The sequence below is a fragment of the Xanthocytophaga flava genome (assembly GCF_030068545.1).
GTDB lineage: Bacteria > Bacteroidota > Bacteroidia > Cytophagales > 172606-1 > Xanthocytophaga > Xanthocytophaga flava.
On the sequence record NZ_JASJOR010000006.1, the window covers coordinates 240,081 to 260,774 of the forward strand.

The window sequence follows — 20,694 nt, forward strand, 5'->3', positions numbered from 1 at the left end:
GTACCTCAAGAAACAGAGGCAGTTAGCTTGGTTTCATCAAATTCTTTTTAAAATGGATGCATTTTCTAACATCGTTGTCGATGCTGTGAATCAGATAAAAAATGCAGTAGTTAAAATAGATATATTTAAACGACAGCATGAAAAAATGATCCCCGTCGGGTCTGGTTCCGGTTTTGTATTTTCTTCCGATGGATTAATTTTTACAAACAGCCATGTAGTACATGGAGCAGATAAGATTGTGATTACGCTGCTTGATGGATCTGAATCTGAAGCATTTCTGGTTGGTGAAGACCCGGACACGGATCTGGCAGTTATAAAGACATATGCTAATGGCTTCTCTGTAGCTAAAATCGGAGACTCTGAGGCTTTAAGTATTGGACAACTGGTAATTGCTATTGGTAATCCATATGGCTATCAGCACACAGTTACCACAGGAGTTGTCAGTGCTTTAGGTCGAACGCTGAGAACTAATTCCGGTCGTTTGGTTGATAATGTGATTCAAAGTGATGCGGCTCTTAACCCAGGAAATTCAGGTGGTCCTATGGTGACCGCTACAGGTGAAGTTGTAGGCGTCAATACAGCTGTAATACGGGAAGCTCAGGGGCTTAGCTTTGCAGTTGGCATCAATACAGCTAAAGATATTGCGGGTCATCTGATCAAAGAAGGTAAAGTTAGCAAAGCCTATTTGGGAATTATGTTGCAGGAAATTACTATCAATCCCCGTATTGTTAACTTCTACAATCTGAAAACAACTAAAGGGTTACTGGTAGTCTCTCTTGAGAAAAACTCGCCTGCCAGACGATCTCAGCTTCAGGAAGGAGATATTATTATTGGTTTTGAAAACACTTCGATTCAGACTTCTCATGACTTGTTTAAGTTATTAAATAAAGACCGTATCGAGAAATGGTCTAAGCTGGAAGTGTTACGCAATACACAGAAACTGGATATTGGTATTTATCCAACAGCACAGGCTGCCTGATCAGTTTTACAGTTACATAAGAGGACTCCATAGAATACATATGGAGTCCTCTTATATTTTCAACATTCTATGTGCCATTACAGCTTAAAGAAAAATCATATCTTACCCGAAAAAGCGCAGCATTAAAATGAAATGGTTAAAACGTATTGCTAAATGGACAGCTGGATTTATCTTTTTACTAACCATTAGTTATATAGTGGGCCCTAAACCCTCTGATCCAATTCTGGATACAAAGCTACCTTCTGTTACTACAGATTTAAGTAAGCTGGAACAAGAAATCAATACAACAGAAAAAAATACTCCCTATCTCAAGCCAGGTAATCAGGCCCGAATTATCTGGGCAGATTCGCTTCATAAACAACCGACTACTTACAGCTTTGTATATATTCATGGTTTTGGGGCCAGTCAGGCAGAAGGCGCGCCTGTACACACAGGTCTGGCTCGCCGATATGGAGCCAATCTATATCTGGCCCGTCTTCAGGATCATGGAACAAGTGATACGAACACTTTTCATAGTCTCACACCTGAAAACTACCTGGCTTCTGCCAAGAAAGCATTAGCTATTGCCAAGGTACTGGGTCATAAGGTTATTATCCTTTCCACATCTGCGGGAGCGGGTCTTTCTCTCTATCTCGCTTCAGAGCATCCAGAGATAGCAGCATTGATAGTTTACTCACCTGCTATTCGTCTCTACGATGATAAAGCGACGTTAATGAATGGTCCTTGGGGAAAGCAAATCATGCGTTCACTGTTAGGATCAGATTATATAACCTATCAGAGAGAAAATCCACTCGAGAAAAAATACTGGTCTACCCAATATACCATTCAGGGGCCGATTGTGTTGCAAAGCTTTATGGAAGCTGCCCTCAATCAGGACACTTTTGCTAAAATAAAGTGTCCTGTATATCTGGCCTATTATTATAAAAATGAGAAGGAACAGGATATGGTAGTATCTGTTCCTAAAATGCTGGAGATGTTTGATCAATTGGGGACCCTTCCATCTTTAAAGAGAAAAGAAGCTTTTCCTAAAACAGGCCATCATGTTATTGCATCTTATATTCGTTCCAAAGACTGGAAAAGTGTAGAAAACGGCACAACTAAATTTCTTGAAGAGGTACTACATCTTTCACCAAAGTAAATAATTCTCAAACTACCTTTTGACCAGAATTCTGTTCATGAGCGAATTGAAATCAATTATATGTAAGCTTCTCTCCCAATTATTTTTGACCATAATTTGAATCATTTTTTGTTTTGACCAGAATACCGATCACTTCACAAAAATATTCGAATAATGGTCATTTCTCTGTTTGACCTAAACTCTGTTCACTTTTAAGTTTAACTGGAATTCTGGTCATTTTTCCAATATATCGAAATACTGATCAGAGTTGAAAAATATCATAATATCGATATTCTCGAAATATGATTAAAAATTTATTCGGATTTTTATACCTACTTACCATTCTTCTAATATGAAAGGTAGAAGAATGAGTTAAAACTTCATACTTTCTTAAAATAGAATGTGACACTACTTTGACTTTTTAGATGAATCTTGCCAATCCACATACAAAACCTATTCATCTATGAAATATTCATTTCTTTATTTGCTATTTTTCTTCAGTATACTAACCTCATACAGCCAATCTACCTTTGACTGGCAAGCTCATCGTGGAGGCAGAGGCATTATGCCTGAAAATAGTCTTCCAGCATTTCAAAAATCACTGGAAATAGGAGTTACTACATTGGAACTGGATGTAGTCATTACCAAAGATAAGCAGGTCATTGTTTCTCATGAACCTTTTTTCTCAGCAGACATCTGTCAGGATAAAACAGGACAAAGTGTATCCTCTGACAAAAAGCAATATAACATATACCAATTCACCTATACAGAAGTACAATCCTTTGATTGTGGATCAAAAGGGAATAAAGGTTTTCCGGAACAACAGAAATTGAAAGTTAGTAAGCCTTTGCTTAGTGAAGTATTCCAGCTTGCAGAGAAATACTGTCAGGAGAAAAAATTACCTCCTGTTCATTATAATATTGAAATTAAAAGTTCGCCAGAAGGCGATAATACTTTTCACCCCGAAGTTAGTGAGTTTTCAAACCTTGTCTATCAGGTAATCAAGCAACATGTACCGCTGGAACGTATCACATTACAATGTTTTGACTTCCGGGTGCTTAAGTACTGGAAGGAGAAATACCCTACAGTAACTCTGGCAGCATTGGTTGCTAATCCAAAGTCTGTTGAAAATAATCTGGCAGATCTTGGATTTACACCTCAAATTTATAGTCCTTATTACAAACTACTTCTTACTAAAAATAAAGTAGAAAACATACATGCCTTAGGAATGAAAGTAATTCCCTGGACAGTGAACGATGTGGCTGATATGCAGCGACTAAAGGATTGGGGAGTAGATGGAATCATTACAGATTATCCCAATCGTATCAAAGAAGTAAAATAAATTGCTCAGGTAAAAGATCTTCTGCCAGGTTACAGAATTAAAAACTATCGAATAAAAGCAAAAGACATTCTTACATTTATAAAGATGCTCTTTTATAAGCAATTCGATAAATATATTTTTTGTTGCTATGCAGGAGTCATTTCTACATTTTTTATGGCAGTTTCAGTACTTCAGTTCCCAAGGTTTACAAACCACAGATGGCCGACAGCTTCAGGTTCTCAAACCTGGAATTTACAATTCTGATGCAGGTCCTGATTTTACTCAGGCACGTATTGTTGTTGGAGGAATTGAGTGGGCAGGTAATATAGAGATGCACCTGCGGTCATCTGACTGGCAGGTGCATCGTCATCAACAGGATAAGGCGTATGAGAATGTGGTGTTGCATGTAGTATGGGAACATAACTTATCCGTTCACCACCCGGATGGCACAGAAATTCCTGTCCTTATCTTGGAATCTCATACAGATAAAAATCTTCTTTCCAGATACCAGGCTTTATTACAAAATATGGCTCCAATTGCCTGTGCATCTCAATTTTCAGCAGTTAAGAATATTCATAGACGTCAGGCATTGGATAAGGCCTTAATGAGTCGTCTTCATACGAAAGCCATTTTTGTCAAAGAACTTTATCAGAACAGTCAACAACATTGGGATGAAACTGCCTATCAGGTTCTTGCACATGCATTTGGTTTTAAGATTAACAGTGAGCCTATGCTTTTACTTGCTCAATCACTGCCACTCAAACTCTTATACAAACATGCCAACTCTTTACTCCAGATAGAAGCTCTCCTATTTGGTCAGGCGGGACTTATTCCCTCACAAAGCAGCGATACCTATGTAGAAGATCTAAGGCGAGAGTATATATTCCTGAAGCACAAGTATCAGCTAACTAATACAATAACAGCCACTCAGTGGAAATTTCTGCGTCTACGTCCAGCAAATTTTCCCACCCTCCGAATTGCTCAGCTGGCAATGTTAATTTATGAGAAGAAATCACTTTTTTCTTCCTTGTTGTCTCTGCAAAAGCCAGAAGAGATCCTGACTCTCATGGATATTACGCCTTCTGCTTATTGGCAAAAGCATTACCATTTTGGTAAAGAGAGTAATCATGAAGGCTCTTTGGGAAAAGATAGTCAATACAATCTTTTGATTAATAGTGTTGTGCCACTTCTTTCAGCTTGTGCAGAGATCAAGAACGAGCATCAATATATTGAGCATGCTGTTTTTTTATTGGAGCAACTACCTGCGGAAAACAATAAAATCACACGATTGTGGAAATCAGAAACCGGATTGGATATTCGTACAGCATTTGATTCTCAGGCGAGTATAGAATTATACAATTACTCTTGTTGTGAGCATAGGTGTTTAAGCTGCCCTATTGGAGTTTCATTAGTAAAACAAAAAACCGTGTAATTATCCTACACGGCTTTTATTGTATACTTTCTTCTAGTATTTACACAGCACTTGATGTCACTCCAGCCAGAATATCAGCTTCTTCACACAGGCGAAGGAGCTTTTTAGCATCTACACGAATATCTGTTATATTTCTATCTTCGTAAGTATTAGGATTAGTATCACTACCCAAAGGTTCTCCAATCATATAGTAATAATCAAAACCACCATAATTACTGATTACGAAGTTAGAGGCTTCGAAATAGTCATATGGAAATATCTCTACTACCTTTGTTCCTGGACGGGAGAAGATAGTATTATGAAGTGCAGATCCATGTACTGCAATAATTACGTCTGCATTGCCAAAGATATCTGCTTCCTGTTGCATGGTCTTACCTTCCATACTTACAAATGTAAATCCATGTGGTTCCAGTGCAGCTTTTACTTCTGGCAGGTTTAACTCTTTCCGGAATTTCACATTTCCTCTCATCACAAATATTTTCTTTGCGAACTGACCTTCGTATGCTGGAGTTGCGGGCTTAAACAGATTCTTTTGTAAGAATTGGACACTATGGCTGTCCAGCTCAAAACCAGTACGCATTGAGTTTATTTTATCAATATCCCGAAACTTCATGGATATCAGAGACCGATCTGCCCTACAGGAGAAATTGATAATCTGCTCTCTGCGAATCCCCATCTTGGCAAAAGACTCTTCCACAAAGTCCACAATAGGACATTCACCGATATAATAATAATCTATATTTTCTTTGCCAAATGTTTCCCAATAAGACAATAACAGAGGCAATTGTGTCTGTAGCCAATGTCCATACTGATTAGGAACTGTGTTTGAGAAATAAGCTACTGTTCCACTTATTTTTGGAGGGTCTAGTAGATACTCATGTTGAATAGGCAGCTCGTCAAACCGAACTCTGGGTTCATAAATAGGTCGGTTCTCATCATCTACCAGGTGATTATATTGAAAAGAGAAATTCGGATTACGAATTTCCAGCAATACAGCATCATAATTGGCACCCTTAGTGGGGAATGTTGACTTATACCCTTTGAAAACAGCATCTTCAGCAAGAAATTTGGGCTTTTTCAGTTCAAACTCATTCTCCAGAAAGAATCTATGAATAGAAACATCTGAACGTGAACCATATGCAGCCTGAGCATTTTCAAGCGATAATGCAACCACACTCTTAGGCTTTACTTTACCAGTTAAAGCATAATAGGTTTTTTTTAACTTTCTTGAAAGTTTTTTCTTAAATGGTTTTGTTTGCATAAAAGTAATAAGAGTTCATAGTATCACACATAGCTTAGCAATACCTCAGCAAAGTACTTAATTTGTGTAAAAAATGGAAGTAAGGTAAATATGCATTGTGTAGAAATTTGCAAAAAAAATCAGGTTATACATTACTACCATTCTTTATTTATTTGAGGCAGACATTCTTATTTATCATATAAAAAATTGTAAACTATTGACTTATAAAGACCTGGATTATCTGATTGTTGGGCAAGGACTAGCAGCATCTGTACTGGCACTTACATTACTAAAGCAGCAAAAAAAAATAATTTTATTTAGCGATAGAGGACTGACACCTGCCTCTTCTATTGCTGCTGGGCTTTATAATCCTATCACAGGAAAGAAAATGAGCAAAACATGGCAGGCAGAAACATTATTTCCATTTCTGGAAAACTACTATACAGAACAGGAGGTAATCCTTGCCAGTCGTTTTTTTTATCCCTCTACTATTTATCGTCCTTTTGTTTCTATTGAGGAGCAAAATACATGGATAGCAGAAACATCGCAACCTGGAATGGCTCGTTTCGCAGAAATTTGTCAGCATGAAGATTCTATTTCTAACGCTGTCAATGCACCTTATGGCGGAATGCTCATTCATCATGCCGGTTATCTGAATGTCAGATCTTTCTTATCAGCATGTCGTCAGCGTTTTGAAACACTTGATATAGTACACAATCATCGGCTGGACTATACTCAAATACAATTTTCAGAAGGCAAGATTCAGTACCAAAATTTTACAGCCCAACAGATCTTATTCTGTGAAGGTCCGTATGCTACTGAAAATCCATTCTTCAACTGGCTCCCCTTTCGCCCTGTTAAAGGAGAGGTTCTACATGTGGCTATTGATGATTTTGTTACAGATTATATTATCAATCAACATTTGTTCGTTATTCCATTACCAGATGGTACGTTTCGTGTAGGTGCAACCTATAACTGGCGGACTCTTGACTGGCAGCCTAGTGAAGCGGGTAAGGAAGAACTCATAGAAAAACTAACCAAGCTTATTCAAAGACCTATACGGATTCTGGATCATTCGGCAGGCATTCGCCCAGCAACAGCCGATAGGCGGCCATTTATAGGGGTACATCCGGAACATCCGGAGTTAGCTTTTTTTGGGGGTATGGGGAGCAAAGGAGTTTCTCTGATTCCTTACTTGGCACAACATTTTAGCGATTTCTTATTATTTCAAAAAGAAATCATGCCTGAAATCAACATTAATCGTTATCTTTCGTTGTATAAAAAATAAAGGATTGTACATTAACAACATTTATCATTTGTTAGCAAGCAGATATAAATCCTGTGTTCGGGCCTGAAAAGAGTATCTGTTATATAAGACTCTTGCCTTTTTCACTATCCGTTTCATACTCGCTCAATGCTATATTTCAAATGCAAAAATGTGCGACTGTAAATAATTATGTATTGTATGAAGGCTGTTTACAAACTACTTGTCACTATACTATTTTTAGCATTTTTTTTCTCTGATGCCTATTCTCAAACTGCATTGGATGTTTTTGGTAAAAACAGGATTCAATACAAGAACTTTAACTGGAAAGTAATTACTACAACCAACTTTGAAGTATATTATTACCAGGAAGGCAACGAACAAGCGTATTTTGCTGCACGTCACGTTGAATCAGATTTTGATCGCATTGCAGATCTGCTGGGATATACTCCTTACTCCAAAACAAAAATCTTTATTTATAACTCTATTACAGACCTTCAACAAAGTAATGTGGGTTTGAATAATGATATTACACTGGTGGGAGGACAAACCAATTTTGTCAAATCCAGAGTGGAAATTGCCTATACAGGCAGTGCTGTCAACTTTAAGCGTGAACTAAGTCTGGGAATCTCCCGCATGTTTATTACAGAAATGATGTTTGGTGGCAGCCTGAAAGATATGGTACAAAGTTCTTATCTTTTGTCACTTCCTGAATGGTTTGTATCAGGGGCAGCAGCCTATGTAGCAGAAGGATGGGGAGCAGAAATGGACGACTTTGTACGGGATATGATCGTACATAAAAATCTCAAAAGACCTTCTACTCTTACTGGAGACGACGCTATGCTGGTAGGTCAGTCTATCTGGAACTATATAGCGGAACGGTATGGAAAATCAAACATTTCAAATATTCTTAATCTTACACGAATCATTCGCAATGAAGAGAGTAGCATTGTAAGTACCCTGGGTGTATATCCGTATAGCAATTTCCTGAAAGAATGGAGGAATTACTATACAACCATGAATGTACCCATCATAAATACTTATACAATGCCAAGGGAGGATATGCGTGCCCGTAAAAACAGCAGGGATAAGTATGACTATAATCAGGTGAAGATCAGCCCTAATGGAAAACTAGTTGCGTATTCAGAAAATTACAATGGTCGTTATACAGTGTATGCCAAAGATGTAAAGACCTCAAAACGCACAACCCTGATGGCTGGAGGTTATCGCACTATCAATCAACGTTTTGATGAACAGATACCTCTTATAGGATGGCGCAATAATAATCAGGTAGTTGTAATACATGCCAAAGCTGGAGAATATGTAGTTAGTGTTTATGATATGACCAAGCCTTTTTACAATCGTCTGGTTAACCGGAAATTTCTAAAAAGCTTTACCCAGGTTAAGGACTTTGATGTATCATCCGATGGACGTACCTTAATAATGAGTGCAGTACGCAATGGCAAAAATGATATATTCTTATATGATATTGGTCGTGGGGCTATTACTACAGTCACGGAGGACTTATATGATGATCTGAACCCACGGTTTATAGGAGAGTCGTCAAATGCGTTTGTATTTAGTTCGAATCGAATCAGCGATACATTAAAAACGGACAAAGGTTCATTTCAGACTATAACACCTAACTTTGACTTATTTGTCTATGACCCTTCTCAATCTACAACGCTGTTACAACGCATTGTAAATACAGCAGGCAATGAGACACAACCTGTTGTTAACGGAGACAATGTTTATTTTCTGAATGATATCACAGGTATTAATCATCTTTATCGTTACCAGTTAAGTAATCGTAGTGTTCTACCAATTACTTCTTTCAGGCAGAGTCTTCTGTCTTATGATATTCACCCATCAGACAGCAGTTTAGCATATACCATTCTGGATAATCAACGCAGGTTTGTAGGATATAGTAATCACTCTGATTTATTTTCTGCCAAACAAGTCATTCAAACGAAACGAAGTGAACTTTTGATAGATAAATCGGAACTTAACAAAAATATAAATACAGGAGACACAAAAACAGCACCCACTCCTGAAACACCTGTTCAAACCCCTCCTAAAGATCAATTGGTCCTGGAACCTGGCGAAGTCGATACAGATAATTATGAATTTGATGCGGATACAAAAAAGCAGCAATCTAAAGAACCAACACGTAGCATCGTGGCCACTGTTACAGAAGGTAATACAAAGAAACAAGCTCTTCAAATCAATGGACCGCATGAATACCAACAACGCTTTACAGTTGATAATACTGTAACATCCTTTATCATTGATCCTGTTCGGAACTTAGGGATTACATTTGATGTATTGATGAACGAAGTATTAGAAGATCATAAGTTTAAAGGAGGATTGACAGGATTCTTTGATCTTTCAAGCAGCAATTTCTATGGAGAATACCAGTACATAAAGAAACGTATTGACTTTGGAATACGCTACGATAAGAAAACATACTATTTTAACCCTTCAGAGAACAATGTTACTTTTACTCAACGTTATAATTTACATAAGATTCAGTTTACAGCATCTTATCCATTAAGTGTATCGAGCCGTTTCTCTGTATCTCCTATTTTGATGCTTACCCGCTTTGTAGAAGCACAATATAGTGCCAGTATAACCCCTCCTATTGCAACTACAGGGTATGCAGGTATTCGATTTGAATACGTATTTGATAATACTATAGTAAATGGATTAAACATGACTGAAGGTACTCGTATCAGAGTACGTTATGATAACCACAGAGGTATAGCAGACAAAGGAACTTTATCTAATCCAAGTGCCAGAAGCTTTGATAATCTAAGTGTAGATATTCGTCACTATCAGGAGGTGCATCGTGATATTATCTTGGCAACTCGTTTAGCCTATGGACGTTATGGAGGCAGTGCACCAAAGCAATATTTATTGGGAGGAATGGACAACTGGGCTTTCCCAACTAGAGACGCCCGACCTGAGAACGATCCTTTGACTATAGCACAGGGAACCGATAACAGGGATATCCTATTCAACGAATTTGCTACTAACCTTCGGGGGTTTCCATATAATAAACTGTCAGGACAGTCTTTTCTATTATTGAATGCAGAGTTGCGTTTACCGATTGTACGATATTTCTATCGGGGACCTATTACTTCCAATTTCTTTAAAAACCTACAGTTAGTTGGTTTCTCTGATATTGGTACAGCCTGGACGGGTGCCTCTCCGTTTAGTCGTCAGAATAGTTTGAACACGCGATATATTCCAGGCACTGGCTTTGAAGTTGTTGTTACTGATTTCAAAAATCCATTCCTGATTGGATATGGAGCAGGAGCTCGCACACTATTGTTTGGTTATTATATCAAATTTGATGTAGCATGGGGAGTTGAAAACTTTGTAGCTAATCCTAAGCCTAGCTATTATCTGACTCTTGGATACGACTTTTAATACAATTACTCTAAAAAGAAAAGGTCTGGAAGATATCCAGACCTTTTCTTTTTAGAAGCGAACCAATTCTTTCCAGGTTCCTTTCATACGATTGTATTTGAGTGTACTTGGAAGTGCTTTCCACCAATATTTACTAATCTCAACAGCAAAAGATGGTTGCATATAACAGTTGATTGTGCAGCCTTCGCAACCAGGCAATCTACCTTCTAAAGCAATGAGTTTCTGCACCTTCTCAGAACGATATAGCTCATACAGATTGTTTGCTATTGGAATAGAATCTATACCCAGATGATAACAAGGTAATATCAACTGATTCTCAGGAGAAATTACAATAGTAGTACTTCCAGCCAAACATACCGGGTTATCTACGTGGTTGCCACCATCTTTACGTAATTGTATGAAGGCATCATTAAGGTATACATTCTTTTGCTTGCCCCAATGACTTAAAGCAGCCAACGTTTGATCTGATAGAGTCTGTCCTGTTGCAACATTATTATACTCAAAAACCGGATTCAGAATAAGAATAAGATCATTGGGCAAACAAATGTCTCTACAGACAGATTCTATCTGGTGTGTATTATATTCAAATACAGTAAAGAGAATATCTGGCTTTTCACCCAAACGTTTAGCAATTTGAATAGACTCCATCACAAAGTCAAAACACTTTACTCCTCTGGATGCATCATGTTCTTCGCGAATAGGTGAATCCAGAGAAAAATGCAGCATGTCTATCAGACCTTTGAGTTTTTCAGCTTGTTTGGGGTAAAGCAATCCATTGGTGGTAACGGTAGTAATAAACCCCATTGCCTTTGCCATCTTGAGAAACTCATCTAATTGACGGTGTAACAATGGTTCACCACCTGTAAAATCAATTACTTTTACTCCCAGCCGCTTTAACGCCTTCAGATTTTCGTACACATTTTCTGGTGTAGCATAGGGAGAGGGGCGCTCCCAAATATCACAAAAGCCACAGGAAGCATTGCACCGATAGGTCAGATAATAATTACACAATACAGGATGATGCACCAATCTCATACACATAAATAAAATAGCCTGGCCCAAAAATAATAAAACCCCATCCAAATTTAGTGATGGGGTTATCTTTTATAATGTTCAATGTATTTCTATCAAAGCAATTCGTTGGCAAGATTGGCCAGTTCAGATCGTTCTCCACGTTCGAGGGTGATATGTGCATACAACTTGTGATCCTTGACACGATCTATCAGATAGCTTAAGCCATTACTTTGTGTATCCAGATAAGGAGTATCTATCTGGTATACATCGCCAGTAAGTACAATCTTTGTATTCTCTCCTGCACGGGTAATGATTGTTTTTACCTCATGGGGAGTCAGATTTTGTGCTTCATCGACAATAAAAATCACATTTGAGAGGCTTCGTCCACGAATGTAAGCCAAAGGCATGATTTGCAGAGTTTCTTTCTGGAGCATTTCCTGTATCTGATTCCAGTAACGATCTCCTTCTTCAAACTGACTCTGAATAAATTTCAGATTGTCCCACAGAGGTTCCATATATGGATTCAGCTTTGACTTAACATCTCCTGGTAAATACCCAATATCCTTATTGCTTAATGGCACAATAGGACGGGCCAGAAAAATCTGACGATAGTGCTTACGCATTTCCAATGCACTTGCCAATGCCAGAAGGGTTTTACCGGTTCCGGCTACACCCTGGATAGTCAATAGCTTGATATCCCGGTTTAATATGGCATCAATAGCGAAGGTTTGCTCTGCATTGCGTGGCCTGATACCGTATACTTCCCGCTTTTCAACTTTGTCAATGGTCTCTTCCAGTGGATTGTAGCAGGCAAGAACTGAATTTCGTTCACTTTTTAAAATAAAGAAATGATTCTTTCTTGGCTTTCCTCTTTTAATAACTTCGTTCAACTCACAAGAGCCTTCCTCATGTAGTTTGGTGATTACCTCTGAAGGAACATCTGTCAGGACTGTCTTCCCTGTATATAGGCTATCTACATTTTTAATTTTTCCAGTTTCATAATCTTCTGCCGGAAGATTCAGTGCTTTTGCTTTCAGGCGCAGGTTAATGTCTTTTGTCACCATTATAACCTTGCTATCAGGCAGTTCTTCCTGCAATGCCAACGCCGCATTTAAAATGCGATGGTCTGCTTTTTTCTCATCAAAGACAACTTCCGCATCCAATACACTTCGGGTATTCATCTGAACTTTAAACTTTCCTTTGGCAGTACCTTCCAACGGAATCCAGTCCTGAAGCTTGTTTTCTCCAGAGATTTTGTCAATAAAACGAATAAACTCTCTGGCTTCAAAATTCTTGGTATCATTCCCTTTTTTAAAATTATCCAATTCTTCCAGCACTGTAATAGGTATGGCCACATCATGCTCCTGAAAATTTTTCACAGCATTATGGTCATACAGGATAACAGATGTATCCAATACAAAAATCTTCTTCTCTTTTTTTGATTTAGCCATAAGAGAACCTGTTAAGTGGGTTTAAGAAATGATAGCAGAGAAGAGGAAATACCCATCAAATGGCATACGAGATAGAAGACTATTAGTGTTGTTATAAACAATTCTGTGTCACCATTTGTTTATTTTACATCTATCCGTAGTCCTACTTCTTGATGTATGAGGATAGGATATTTCCTGCCTGTATAGAACCTAAAGTTAGATGTTGTCAGGAGAAATCATAGGATAGGAAGGAATTAATTTATACTCTGGCAGACATAGAATTTCGACCTATGAAACACATCTTCGTAGATTCCTGATAACCAACCGTGTAGGATATTCTGCTATAATTATAGAGCATTATTTATACATGCCAGGGGCCGATAATAGCCAGGGTTAGACCGGCATGTTGAATATTGACAAAATAAGTACTTCCATCTGGAGAGAAAACACCTCCGGCAAATTCTGAAGGATAGCCAGTATTCTCTGCCAATTTATAAAACTCTCCTCTTGGAGTTATTCCTACCACGAATGGATGTGAATCATCCTCACATACAATCAGATCTCCCCAGGGAGCTATGGTCAGATTATCACAGCTTTTAATTACATCTGTATTATTAGGCTCCACAAATAACTCCAGTTTACCAGGAATCTCTTTTTCACGTATAGTACCTTCGTATGGGCTGGGTACATACCGGAATATTTGTCCTTTGGCAATTTTTCCACCATTGGTACAGGCAAAATAAAGCTCGTTCTCCCCAAACCATATACCTTCTCCTCTGGCAAACCGGGCAGCACCTTTTTCGAATCCACGCAAACGAAGATCATTATCAGGAGATTCTATGTTATCAAGATCCATCCATTCTACTTCAACTTGTTTGCTCATGGGGAACACTGGAGTTGTTAATGTCTGCCAGTTTCGCGTATCGGTACTTTTCTGATCCCGGATTACCAATGCCTGCAGTCTTCCGCCATATATCAGTTTCTCTTTACGGTTAGGAATAAAACGGTAAATCAACCCAGCAGAATCATCTTCAGTCAGGTATACAATACCAGTTTCCGGATCAATACATACGGCCTCATGGTTAAACCGTCCCATCGCTTTTAAGGGAACAGGTTCTGCCATTTGTATTTTGGTAGTTGCGGGGACTTCAAAAACATATCCATGGTCTTTTTCAGCCATTCCACTAGTCAGGGTCACATCTTCTTCACAGGTAAGCCAGCTTTTCCAGGGTGTTCGTCCGCCTGCACAGTTCCGGTTTGTACCTGCAAGACTTAGATATTGTGTTTCAACAGTTTGGGTACGATGATTATATACTAAGGTAGTTGTTCCCCCTAAAGAAGGTCGTTCTCCTTTTCCAAAATCATAAAATTTATCTTTTACTATCTTCTGAAAATGTTCATAGGATTCACCAAAAGCGCCCTCCTTATTTTCTCCGGGACTGATTTCATGATTACGAATCAGTAAAGTTCGGTCCTTATCAACACGAAAAGTTGCCATCCCATCACCTTTGCCAGGAACTAATAGGCCATCCGTCATAAGATCACCTTGCTTAGAAATGATGGTATAGGAGAATCCTTTGGGTAAATTCAAAATACCTTTGGGGTCTGGTATTAACTCTCCATATCCTACAGGTGGAGCTATTTTCCGATCAAAGGATACATATCTGTGTAATCCCAGAAATCCCAGACTGGCAACACTTGTGTTTTGTAAAAAATTTCTACGGGATATTGGTTTAGCAGTAGTAGTCATTTGCCTCAGAGATTTAGTAGACAGATCTTAACAGATAAAGGAATCAAATCTACAACAGACAAATTACTTCAGATACACAAAAATGTTAACATTGTGTTAAAAAAAGCAGCCCTGCTACTAACAGGGCTGCTTCACTACCAACATATTTTTACTGTCTATCTTCCTGAAGGTGGAGTAACAATGTTGGATTGCTTGCTAATTGCCATAAGTTGCTTCATTGTCTTCTCCATACCTTCAGTTGATCCATCCAGGAAGATTACGTTGCCTTTTCCTTGTTCTGCAAAGTTTTTCACAGATTCAGTCCACATAGAGAAAAGAATAAAAGAGGCATCCAGCTCTGCTTCCTGCATTTCTTTAGCAGCAGTAGCCATACCTTTTGCAACTTCCTCACGGAACAAAGCTACACCTTGTCCACGTAATTGTGCTGCAATCTTTTCTGCCTCAGCCGCAATTTTGATCGCGTTACCTTCTGCTTCAGCTGCTTTGGTCTTGGTAATCAATAAAGCCTGACCTTCATTTTCAGCAGCAGCACGTAGGTTATTTGAAGCCACAACCTGAGCCATTGAACGCATAATGGCATCATCAAAAGTAATATCATTTAATTGCAGGTCCATCAAGTGATATCCCCAGTCTTCCAATGTATTATCCAGCTGATCTTTTACGTGGTGAACAATCTCTGTACGTAAAGAAAGAATTTCTGCCTGTTTTTTAGTTGCCACGAAACTACGGATCGAACCTTCAATAGTCCGTATCAATGCCTGCATAAAACTACGTTCATCCATAAATTTGAATGCTACGTTTTTGATTGTTTCTTCCTGCTGATTCAAAACAGCATATACAAGCATAGCCTTAAAATTAACGTTTGCCTGATCAGAAGTTACTGCCTGAAAATCGAGTTCAACTGACCGATTCTGAATAGATATCCGCTTAAAAACTGCTTCCAGAAAAGGAATTTTAAAGTTAAGACCTGGCAGCATAATACGACGATACTTTCCAAACATGGTGATCACAGCAACAGTACCTTGTCGTACGGTAACAAATCCACTAAAAATAAAAAGAACTACAAAAACCAGAAGAAAGAGTGTAATGTATTCCATAAGAGTGTGTAAAGTTTAGAGATGGTAATAAATGCTTTCGCTTTTTATGTTTTTTTGCCAGTGTTTTTCCAGTTCGTTAGAAAATAGTAGTAACCGGTAGAGTTAGTTATTCCTCCTTTTAATAAAGGATTGATTATCTGATAAATAATCAATTGTTTATTGCCAGAAAAGTTACTGTTTTTATAATTAATGGAGAAATAATAGAAAAGTAACCAGATGTAAGAAAGCCTGCTGCTTTGGTATAATATTTCAGATGAGGAAGGAAAATATTCGGTAAAAGCATTCAATCATTTGATATATTATGGTAAAACATCAAATGATTGAATACTAGAAAATGGCGGTAAATGTTTTGATACAGGAGACGAATCATCAAAATATTCACTTGAAATACACTTGTATACATTACTATTGCTTTATACACTACAACAGGCAGGTTATACGTTTGTTTTAACCATTTTATAATGCTGAATATTACATTCTTCAAACATCTCCCCTACCGGAGAAAATCCAAAATGAGCATAAAATGGCATAGCAGTCACCTGGGCATGAAGATAAATAAGCTTTCCTGTTGTGTCACTCTGTGTAGCAACATCTTTTAAAAGAGCCTGAAGCAGGGCAGAGCCCACTTTTTTACTACGAAACTCTGCCAACACGGCAAATCGCTCCAGCTTTATGCCTTTCTCTGTATAACGCCATCTGGCTGTTCCACAAGGATTGCCTTCATAATAAGCCAGAAAATGGCGTGAGCTTGCTTCAAACTCGTCATATTCTTCTTCTTTGGGTACATGCTGCTCTTCAACAAATACCACTTCCCGAATATGAAAAGCATTCTGTAAAAGCTCTTCCTTGTTATCAATATAGTGAACTATCAACATTGTTTCTATCTCAGTTAAGTATAATTAATGTGCATTATAAGGAATAGATTTTGTACGATAACATTTAATTCTCACTTGTAGAGGCAAAGAAGTTATTTAGGATAATTTATAAAGAAACTCAACGAGCAGATTTTGTAGCGAGCCAAGACTATTTTGACAAGCGTAGCCTGATGAAGGTGCACCCTCACACTATTCAGTAAAATAGTTGCGAATAAATGTATCCATACAATTTACTGACCCGTATAAGACTACTTATCTGATAATCATCGCTTTATTGTATATCTGTTAACACCGTACTGTTTTATATCCCTATTAGGAATGGAAACGTATTGGATAAAAATACAAAATACCATCTATTTTTGAATTTTCTACTTATCCATATATTATGAATCGAATGCTTACGCTATTGGGAGGAATACTATTCTGCATGACAGAAACACAGGATTTGCTGGCCATCCCCTTTGGCTCAACTTACACCCATACAACAAATCTGGAGAGAACATATAGTTTTCAGACACCTGTAGTAACTCTGGGTGATTCTATACTAGCTCTTCAGGGAACAGAAATCGAAATAAAAGGATCGGTCAGTTCAGATGTAGTAACTTTAAAATGGGAACAGCTCTTAGGACCTTCTGAAGCGACACTTGAAAATGCAGATGCTCTTACAGTACATATCTCTAATTTAAAAGAAGGCACTTATAAATTTTCTCTTACAGGCACAAACAGTAATGGAGAATCGGCAACTGCTGCTATAGAAGTTCGAGTAACTACTAATCCTTCAGGAGCTTATGTTTTAGTACCCAAGAAAATATTTACTCCTAATGGAGATGGATTTAATGATACCTGGGATATACAGTATATAAGTACCCGTCCGAATTATACTGTCATCATTATGGATTCGAAAGGTAAAAAGCTGGTCGAAAAAACAAACTTTACATCCGATGAGGTATGGGACGGACAAGGAGCCGGTTATGGAGCTTATTACTATGTCATCAAGGACGAAAATCAGAAGGAATATCGTACAGGTAGTTTCTCTCTTCTTCAATAATACCTTACAATCAGACTCGCCACAACCTATATGAAAAAAATATACACCTTACTCCTCTTTTTGGGATTAAGTTATTCTATCCAGGCACAAAATATGCCACCCTACGTCCATTCATTCAGCAATATGTATCTGGAAAATGGAGCAGCAGCCGGGATGAATCGCTATCCGGTTATCTTTCTGAGCTTTCATCGCCAGCAAATCGGACATATCGAAACACCACCTGCCCATGCGTCTTTTGCATTCCATACACCCTTTCATAAGCAACAGTATGCTTTTGGCACCAACATTTCGTATTTCCGCCAGGGAGTACAGGAAACCACCAATGCCTATGTCACCTTTGCCCGCCGCCTGGATTTTGGTAAAGAAAGTTTCTTACAGGTTGGTATTTCTGGTGGCTTCTTCTACAACTCAATTTATACAGCTGACTTAACGCCTGATGAACTAGCCGATCCGATTCTAGCCGCTATGAATAGGAAATATCGTGCAGATGTGAGAATCGGCGCTATTTACCAATATAAAAATCTTCAACTGGGGCTTTCTCTGCCCCGACTAGCCCCTTATCCAGCACTTGGAAGTGACGGCCAGCGTTTAGAACAAACATTTAAGCCTCTGGAAAATTATACATTAAGTGCAGCCTATCGTATCAATGCTACACCAGATGTAGTTATACACCCGATGGTTTTGTATCGGAAATATGAATACCAGAAAGATCCATTCTTTGAAGTAAATGCAGTTGTCAATTACAAAGATGGGTATTGGGTGGGAGGTGCTTATCGTCAGGATTATGGCATGTTCCTTATGGCTGGCTTCAAGGCTTTCAATAAAGTTAGCTTTGGGTATGCTTACAAACTTGCCAATAATAATGTAAACAACTACGGTAATCCTGCCCACGAAATCCAGTTTGGCATCCATTTGGGTAAAAAGCAAGAGCAACCTATTCGCACCTTACCAGCCTTTACACAGTTGAACAATCGGACTATTCGGGTAACTCCAGCAAAGATCGATACATCTATCCGCATAGAAATCGTTCGAAAAATGTTGGCACCACCACCGAATCCACTGGAAATGGAAATTGGTAATTACCTGATTGTGGGAGCTTTCCGTTACGAACAAAACGCCAGAAAATATATGAACACTGTCATTGCATCAGGTCATGAAGCTAAGATCGGATTTAACTCAAATAGACAATTCCATTACGTATACATCTATGTAGGTGATAATCTGGAAGATGTCAGAGCACGTGTACGACAGATTCGTACAGAGAAAGGATATGAAAACGCCTGGATCTTCAGAATTACAGAATAATCTCGCTCTATAATTTATATCAGAAAATGTTTGTCTTAAAAGACGAGCATTTTCTTTACCAGAACATTGCTGGATTCATTCTCATGCGCATAATTATATGTATTAGTTTGCTTGACCTAAAATATGTATAATAATAGACTAAAAATGTAGTCTATAAGCTATTGAGTCAAAAAAGCTTTTGTATAGAATAAACTGCAAAGTTGCTGATGCATAGAATTAACCCCAAGAAATTGTTTTGAACAGAATAAACCGCAGGCTTTCTGCTTGGATGTAATTAACTGCAAAAAATTCCATGCACCTAATTTAGGGCAACAAACTCTTGTGCATAGGATTATACGCATCATCTAATATTCCGGTGATATTCCTCTACCTCTCGCAGCACCAGTCGCAAACTCTCTTTTACAATATCACCCATGCTCTCGCATCCATAGAAAACACTGTTTTCGTAGTGATCTGCCAATTGATTGCGTAAATGCATTACATTTTCAAAGGGAGCAATATCATCATCTGCCATTACATCTGTCAACGCAAAGATTCGATTTCCGGTAGTATTCAAACGACTGGCAATCATTGACTTCTCTTCTGACTGATACTGATGGACACTTTCAGGCGAGAGCCTTGAATAGCCTAGTTCAATGATGGGATTATTTTGCTTAAAATATTGAGGGAGAAATACTGTTTTTTTACCTTCATAACTTTGCTGGTCAAAGTCTATGGCTCGAATGCGGTAGTGAATCTCATCAAAGTCCTGAGTAGCAATGATTACAAAATTGCTGCTGTGCATGTCTCCCAGTAATCGGACAAAACAACGTTCATTAAACTTGACAAACTCCTTTACCAGACGTATACTGTTCAGGTGCTTATCTTTAAGATGATTCTTAATAAACTGATTGCCTGGCACACCGGCTATATGTTCTTCCACAACTGTATCACCACTACTGATATAACTGATGCGATTAGGAGAAAGAATATGTTCCAGTTCAAGGCCATAAATGCGTGAAGCATCTGCCCGTTTGATATAAAAATAATCGAAGTTATCATTTAGTGTATTGACAATCCGTACCCGAAAAGGACGGGTATTGGCATATACACAGAGATCTACACGGTCTACTGTAAGATGTCGGGCTACAGACAAGTCTCCCCCTATCTTCAGCTCAACATACATTGTCTTAAGACCACGATAGATTTCATCAATGCGGTGAGGTGGATAAAAAACCGTTTCCCAGAGGGTATCTTTCCCTTCTTTATCATATAAAGTGATTGCATTGTCAAACTGAGCTATGTCATCATAATGAATAGGCAGCTTGATTTCGCGTCCGTATTTGATGAGATATTTCCGTAAATCCTGATTAATCGGATAGATACTTTTTTTTCTGCTAATGAAGGCCAA

The 20,694-nt window shown here is 38.3% G+C and carries 15 protein-coding genes; 8 read left to right on the forward strand and 7 right to left on the reverse strand.

Annotated elements, in window-relative coordinates; translation table 11 throughout:
* Positions 1-52: 52 nt before the first annotated feature.
* The 4 genes from QNI15_RS11560 (at position 53) to QNI15_RS11575 (ending at position 4,849) form a co-directional block, all read left to right on the forward strand.
* Positions 53-979, forward strand: coding sequence for a S1C family serine protease (locus QNI15_RS11560; RefSeq protein ID WP_313977309.1), 927 nt, complete (start codon positions 53-55; stop codon positions 977-979).
* 127 nt (positions 980-1,106) lie between these two features.
* Positions 1,107-2,117, forward strand: a complete 1,011-nt coding sequence (locus QNI15_RS11565; protein WP_314031870.1) for an alpha/beta hydrolase — start codon at positions 1,107-1,109, stop codon at positions 2,115-2,117.
* A 442-nt stretch (positions 2,118-2,559) separates the two neighbouring features.
* Complete coding sequence (locus QNI15_RS11570; protein ID WP_313995551.1) at positions 2,560-3,438, forward strand: glycerophosphodiester phosphodiesterase; 879 nt, start codon at positions 2,560-2,562, stop codon at positions 3,436-3,438.
* 127 nt (positions 3,439-3,565) lie between these two features.
* Positions 3,566-4,849, forward strand: a complete 1,284-nt coding sequence (locus QNI15_RS11575) for a DUF2851 family protein (protein WP_313995553.1) — start codon at positions 3,566-3,568, stop codon at positions 4,847-4,849.
* Between the two features lie 40 nt (positions 4,850-4,889).
* Here QNI15_RS11575 and QNI15_RS11580 read toward each other — a convergent pair whose 3' ends face one another.
* The gene (locus tag QNI15_RS11580) at positions 4,890-6,110 is read right to left on the reverse strand and encodes a glycosyltransferase family 61 protein (RefSeq protein WP_314031871.1); all 1,221 of its coding nucleotides are present in this window, start codon (positions 6,108-6,110) and stop codon (positions 4,890-4,892) included.
* Between the two features lie 196 nt (positions 6,111-6,306).
* On the opposite strand from QNI15_RS11580, the gene QNI15_RS11585 reads away from it, so the two are divergent.
* The gene (locus tag QNI15_RS11585) at positions 6,307-7,377 is read left to right on the forward strand and encodes an NAD(P)/FAD-dependent oxidoreductase (protein WP_314031873.1); all 1,071 of its coding nucleotides are present in this window, start codon (positions 6,307-6,309) and stop codon (positions 7,375-7,377) included.
* Positions 7,378-7,554: 177 nt separating this feature from the next.
* The gene (locus QNI15_RS11590; RefSeq protein WP_314031874.1) at positions 7,555-10,785 is read left to right on the forward strand and encodes a hypothetical protein; all 3,231 of its coding nucleotides are present in this window, start codon (positions 7,555-7,557) and stop codon (positions 10,783-10,785) included.
* Between the two features lie 51 nt (positions 10,786-10,836).
* On the opposite strand, the gene QNI15_RS11595 is transcribed toward QNI15_RS11590, so the two are convergent.
* The 5 genes from QNI15_RS11595 to QNI15_RS11615 all read right to left on the reverse strand — a co-directional run bounded on the left by QNI15_RS11595 (position 10,837) and on the right by QNI15_RS11615 (position 16,951).
* Positions 10,837-11,820, reverse strand: coding sequence for a radical SAM protein (locus QNI15_RS11595; RefSeq protein WP_313995560.1), 984 nt, complete (start codon positions 11,818-11,820; stop codon positions 10,837-10,839).
* Positions 11,821-11,912: 92 nt separating this feature from the next.
* Positions 11,913-13,250, reverse strand: coding sequence for a PhoH family protein (locus QNI15_RS11600; RefSeq protein ID WP_313977321.1), 1,338 nt, complete (start codon positions 13,248-13,250; stop codon positions 11,913-11,915).
* Positions 13,251-13,590: 340 nt separating this feature from the next.
* Entirely contained in the window at positions 13,591-14,979 is a 1,389-nt protein-coding gene (locus QNI15_RS11605) for an alkaline phosphatase PhoX (protein ID WP_314031876.1), read from the reverse strand.
* 155 nt (positions 14,980-15,134) lie between these two features.
* Positions 15,135-16,076 carry an SPFH domain-containing protein gene (locus QNI15_RS11610; protein ID WP_313995564.1) on the reverse strand — a complete coding sequence of 314 codons (942 nt, stop codon included), beginning with the start codon at positions 16,074-16,076 and terminating at the stop codon, positions 15,135-15,137.
* A 434-nt stretch (positions 16,077-16,510) separates the two neighbouring features.
* On the reverse strand, positions 16,511-16,951 hold the full coding sequence (locus QNI15_RS11615; RefSeq protein WP_314031878.1) for a GNAT family N-acetyltransferase: 441 nt from the start codon (positions 16,949-16,951) through the stop codon (positions 16,511-16,513).
* 385 nt (positions 16,952-17,336) lie between these two features.
* On the opposite strand from QNI15_RS11615, the gene QNI15_RS11620 reads away from it, so the two are divergent.
* Positions 17,337-17,999, forward strand: coding sequence for a T9SS type B sorting domain-containing protein (locus QNI15_RS11620; RefSeq protein ID WP_313995568.1), 663 nt, complete (start codon positions 17,337-17,339; stop codon positions 17,997-17,999).
* 30 nt (positions 18,000-18,029) lie between these two features.
* Entirely contained in the window at positions 18,030-19,304 is a 1,275-nt protein-coding gene (locus QNI15_RS11625) for a PorP/SprF family type IX secretion system membrane protein (protein WP_314031880.1), read from the forward strand.
* Between the two features lie 340 nt (positions 19,305-19,644).
* On the opposite strand, the gene QNI15_RS11630 is transcribed toward QNI15_RS11625, so the two are convergent.
* On the reverse strand, positions 19,645-20,694 hold the full coding sequence (locus QNI15_RS11630) for a hypothetical protein (protein ID WP_313995573.1): 1,050 nt from the start codon (positions 20,692-20,694) through the stop codon (positions 19,645-19,647).

Bases quoted from the DNA above. Each gene is read 5' to 3' on its own strand.
- QNI15_RS11600 (WP_313977321.1), bottom strand. From the start codon at position 13,250: ATGGCTAAATCAAAAAAAGAGAAGAAGATTTTTGTATTGGATACATCT.
- QNI15_RS11610 (WP_313995564.1), bottom strand. From the start codon at position 16,076: ATGGAATACATTACACTCTTTCTTCTGGTTTTTGTAGTTCTTTTTATT.
- QNI15_RS11595 (WP_313995560.1), bottom strand. From the start codon at position 11,820: ATGAGATTGGTGCATCATCCTGTATTGTGTAATTATTATCTGACCTAT.
- QNI15_RS11570 (WP_313995551.1), top strand. From the start codon at position 2,560: ATGAAATATTCATTTCTTTATTTGCTATTTTTCTTCAGTATACTAACC.
- QNI15_RS11625 (WP_314031880.1), top strand. From the start codon at position 18,030: ATGAAAAAAATATACACCTTACTCCTCTTTTTGGGATTAAGTTATTCT.
- QNI15_RS11605 (WP_314031876.1), bottom strand. From the start codon at position 14,979: ATGACTACTACTGCTAAACCAATATCCCGTAGAAATTTTTTACAAAAC.
- QNI15_RS11560 (WP_313977309.1), top strand. From the start codon at position 53: ATGGATGCATTTTCTAACATCGTTGTCGATGCTGTGAATCAGATAAAA.
- QNI15_RS11615 (WP_314031878.1), bottom strand. From the start codon at position 16,951: ATGTTGATAGTTCACTATATTGATAACAAGGAAGAGCTTTTACAGAAT.
- QNI15_RS11590 (WP_314031874.1), top strand. From the start codon at position 7,555: ATGAAGGCTGTTTACAAACTACTTGTCACTATACTATTTTTAGCATTT.
- QNI15_RS11580 (WP_314031871.1), bottom strand. From the start codon at position 6,110: ATGCAAACAAAACCATTTAAGAAAAAACTTTCAAGAAAGTTAAAAAAA.
- QNI15_RS11620 (WP_313995568.1), top strand. From the start codon at position 17,337: ATGAATCGAATGCTTACGCTATTGGGAGGAATACTATTCTGCATGACA.
- QNI15_RS11575 (WP_313995553.1), top strand. From the start codon at position 3,566: ATGCAGGAGTCATTTCTACATTTTTTATGGCAGTTTCAGTACTTCAGT.
- QNI15_RS11565 (WP_314031870.1), top strand. From the start codon at position 1,107: ATGAAATGGTTAAAACGTATTGCTAAATGGACAGCTGGATTTATCTTT.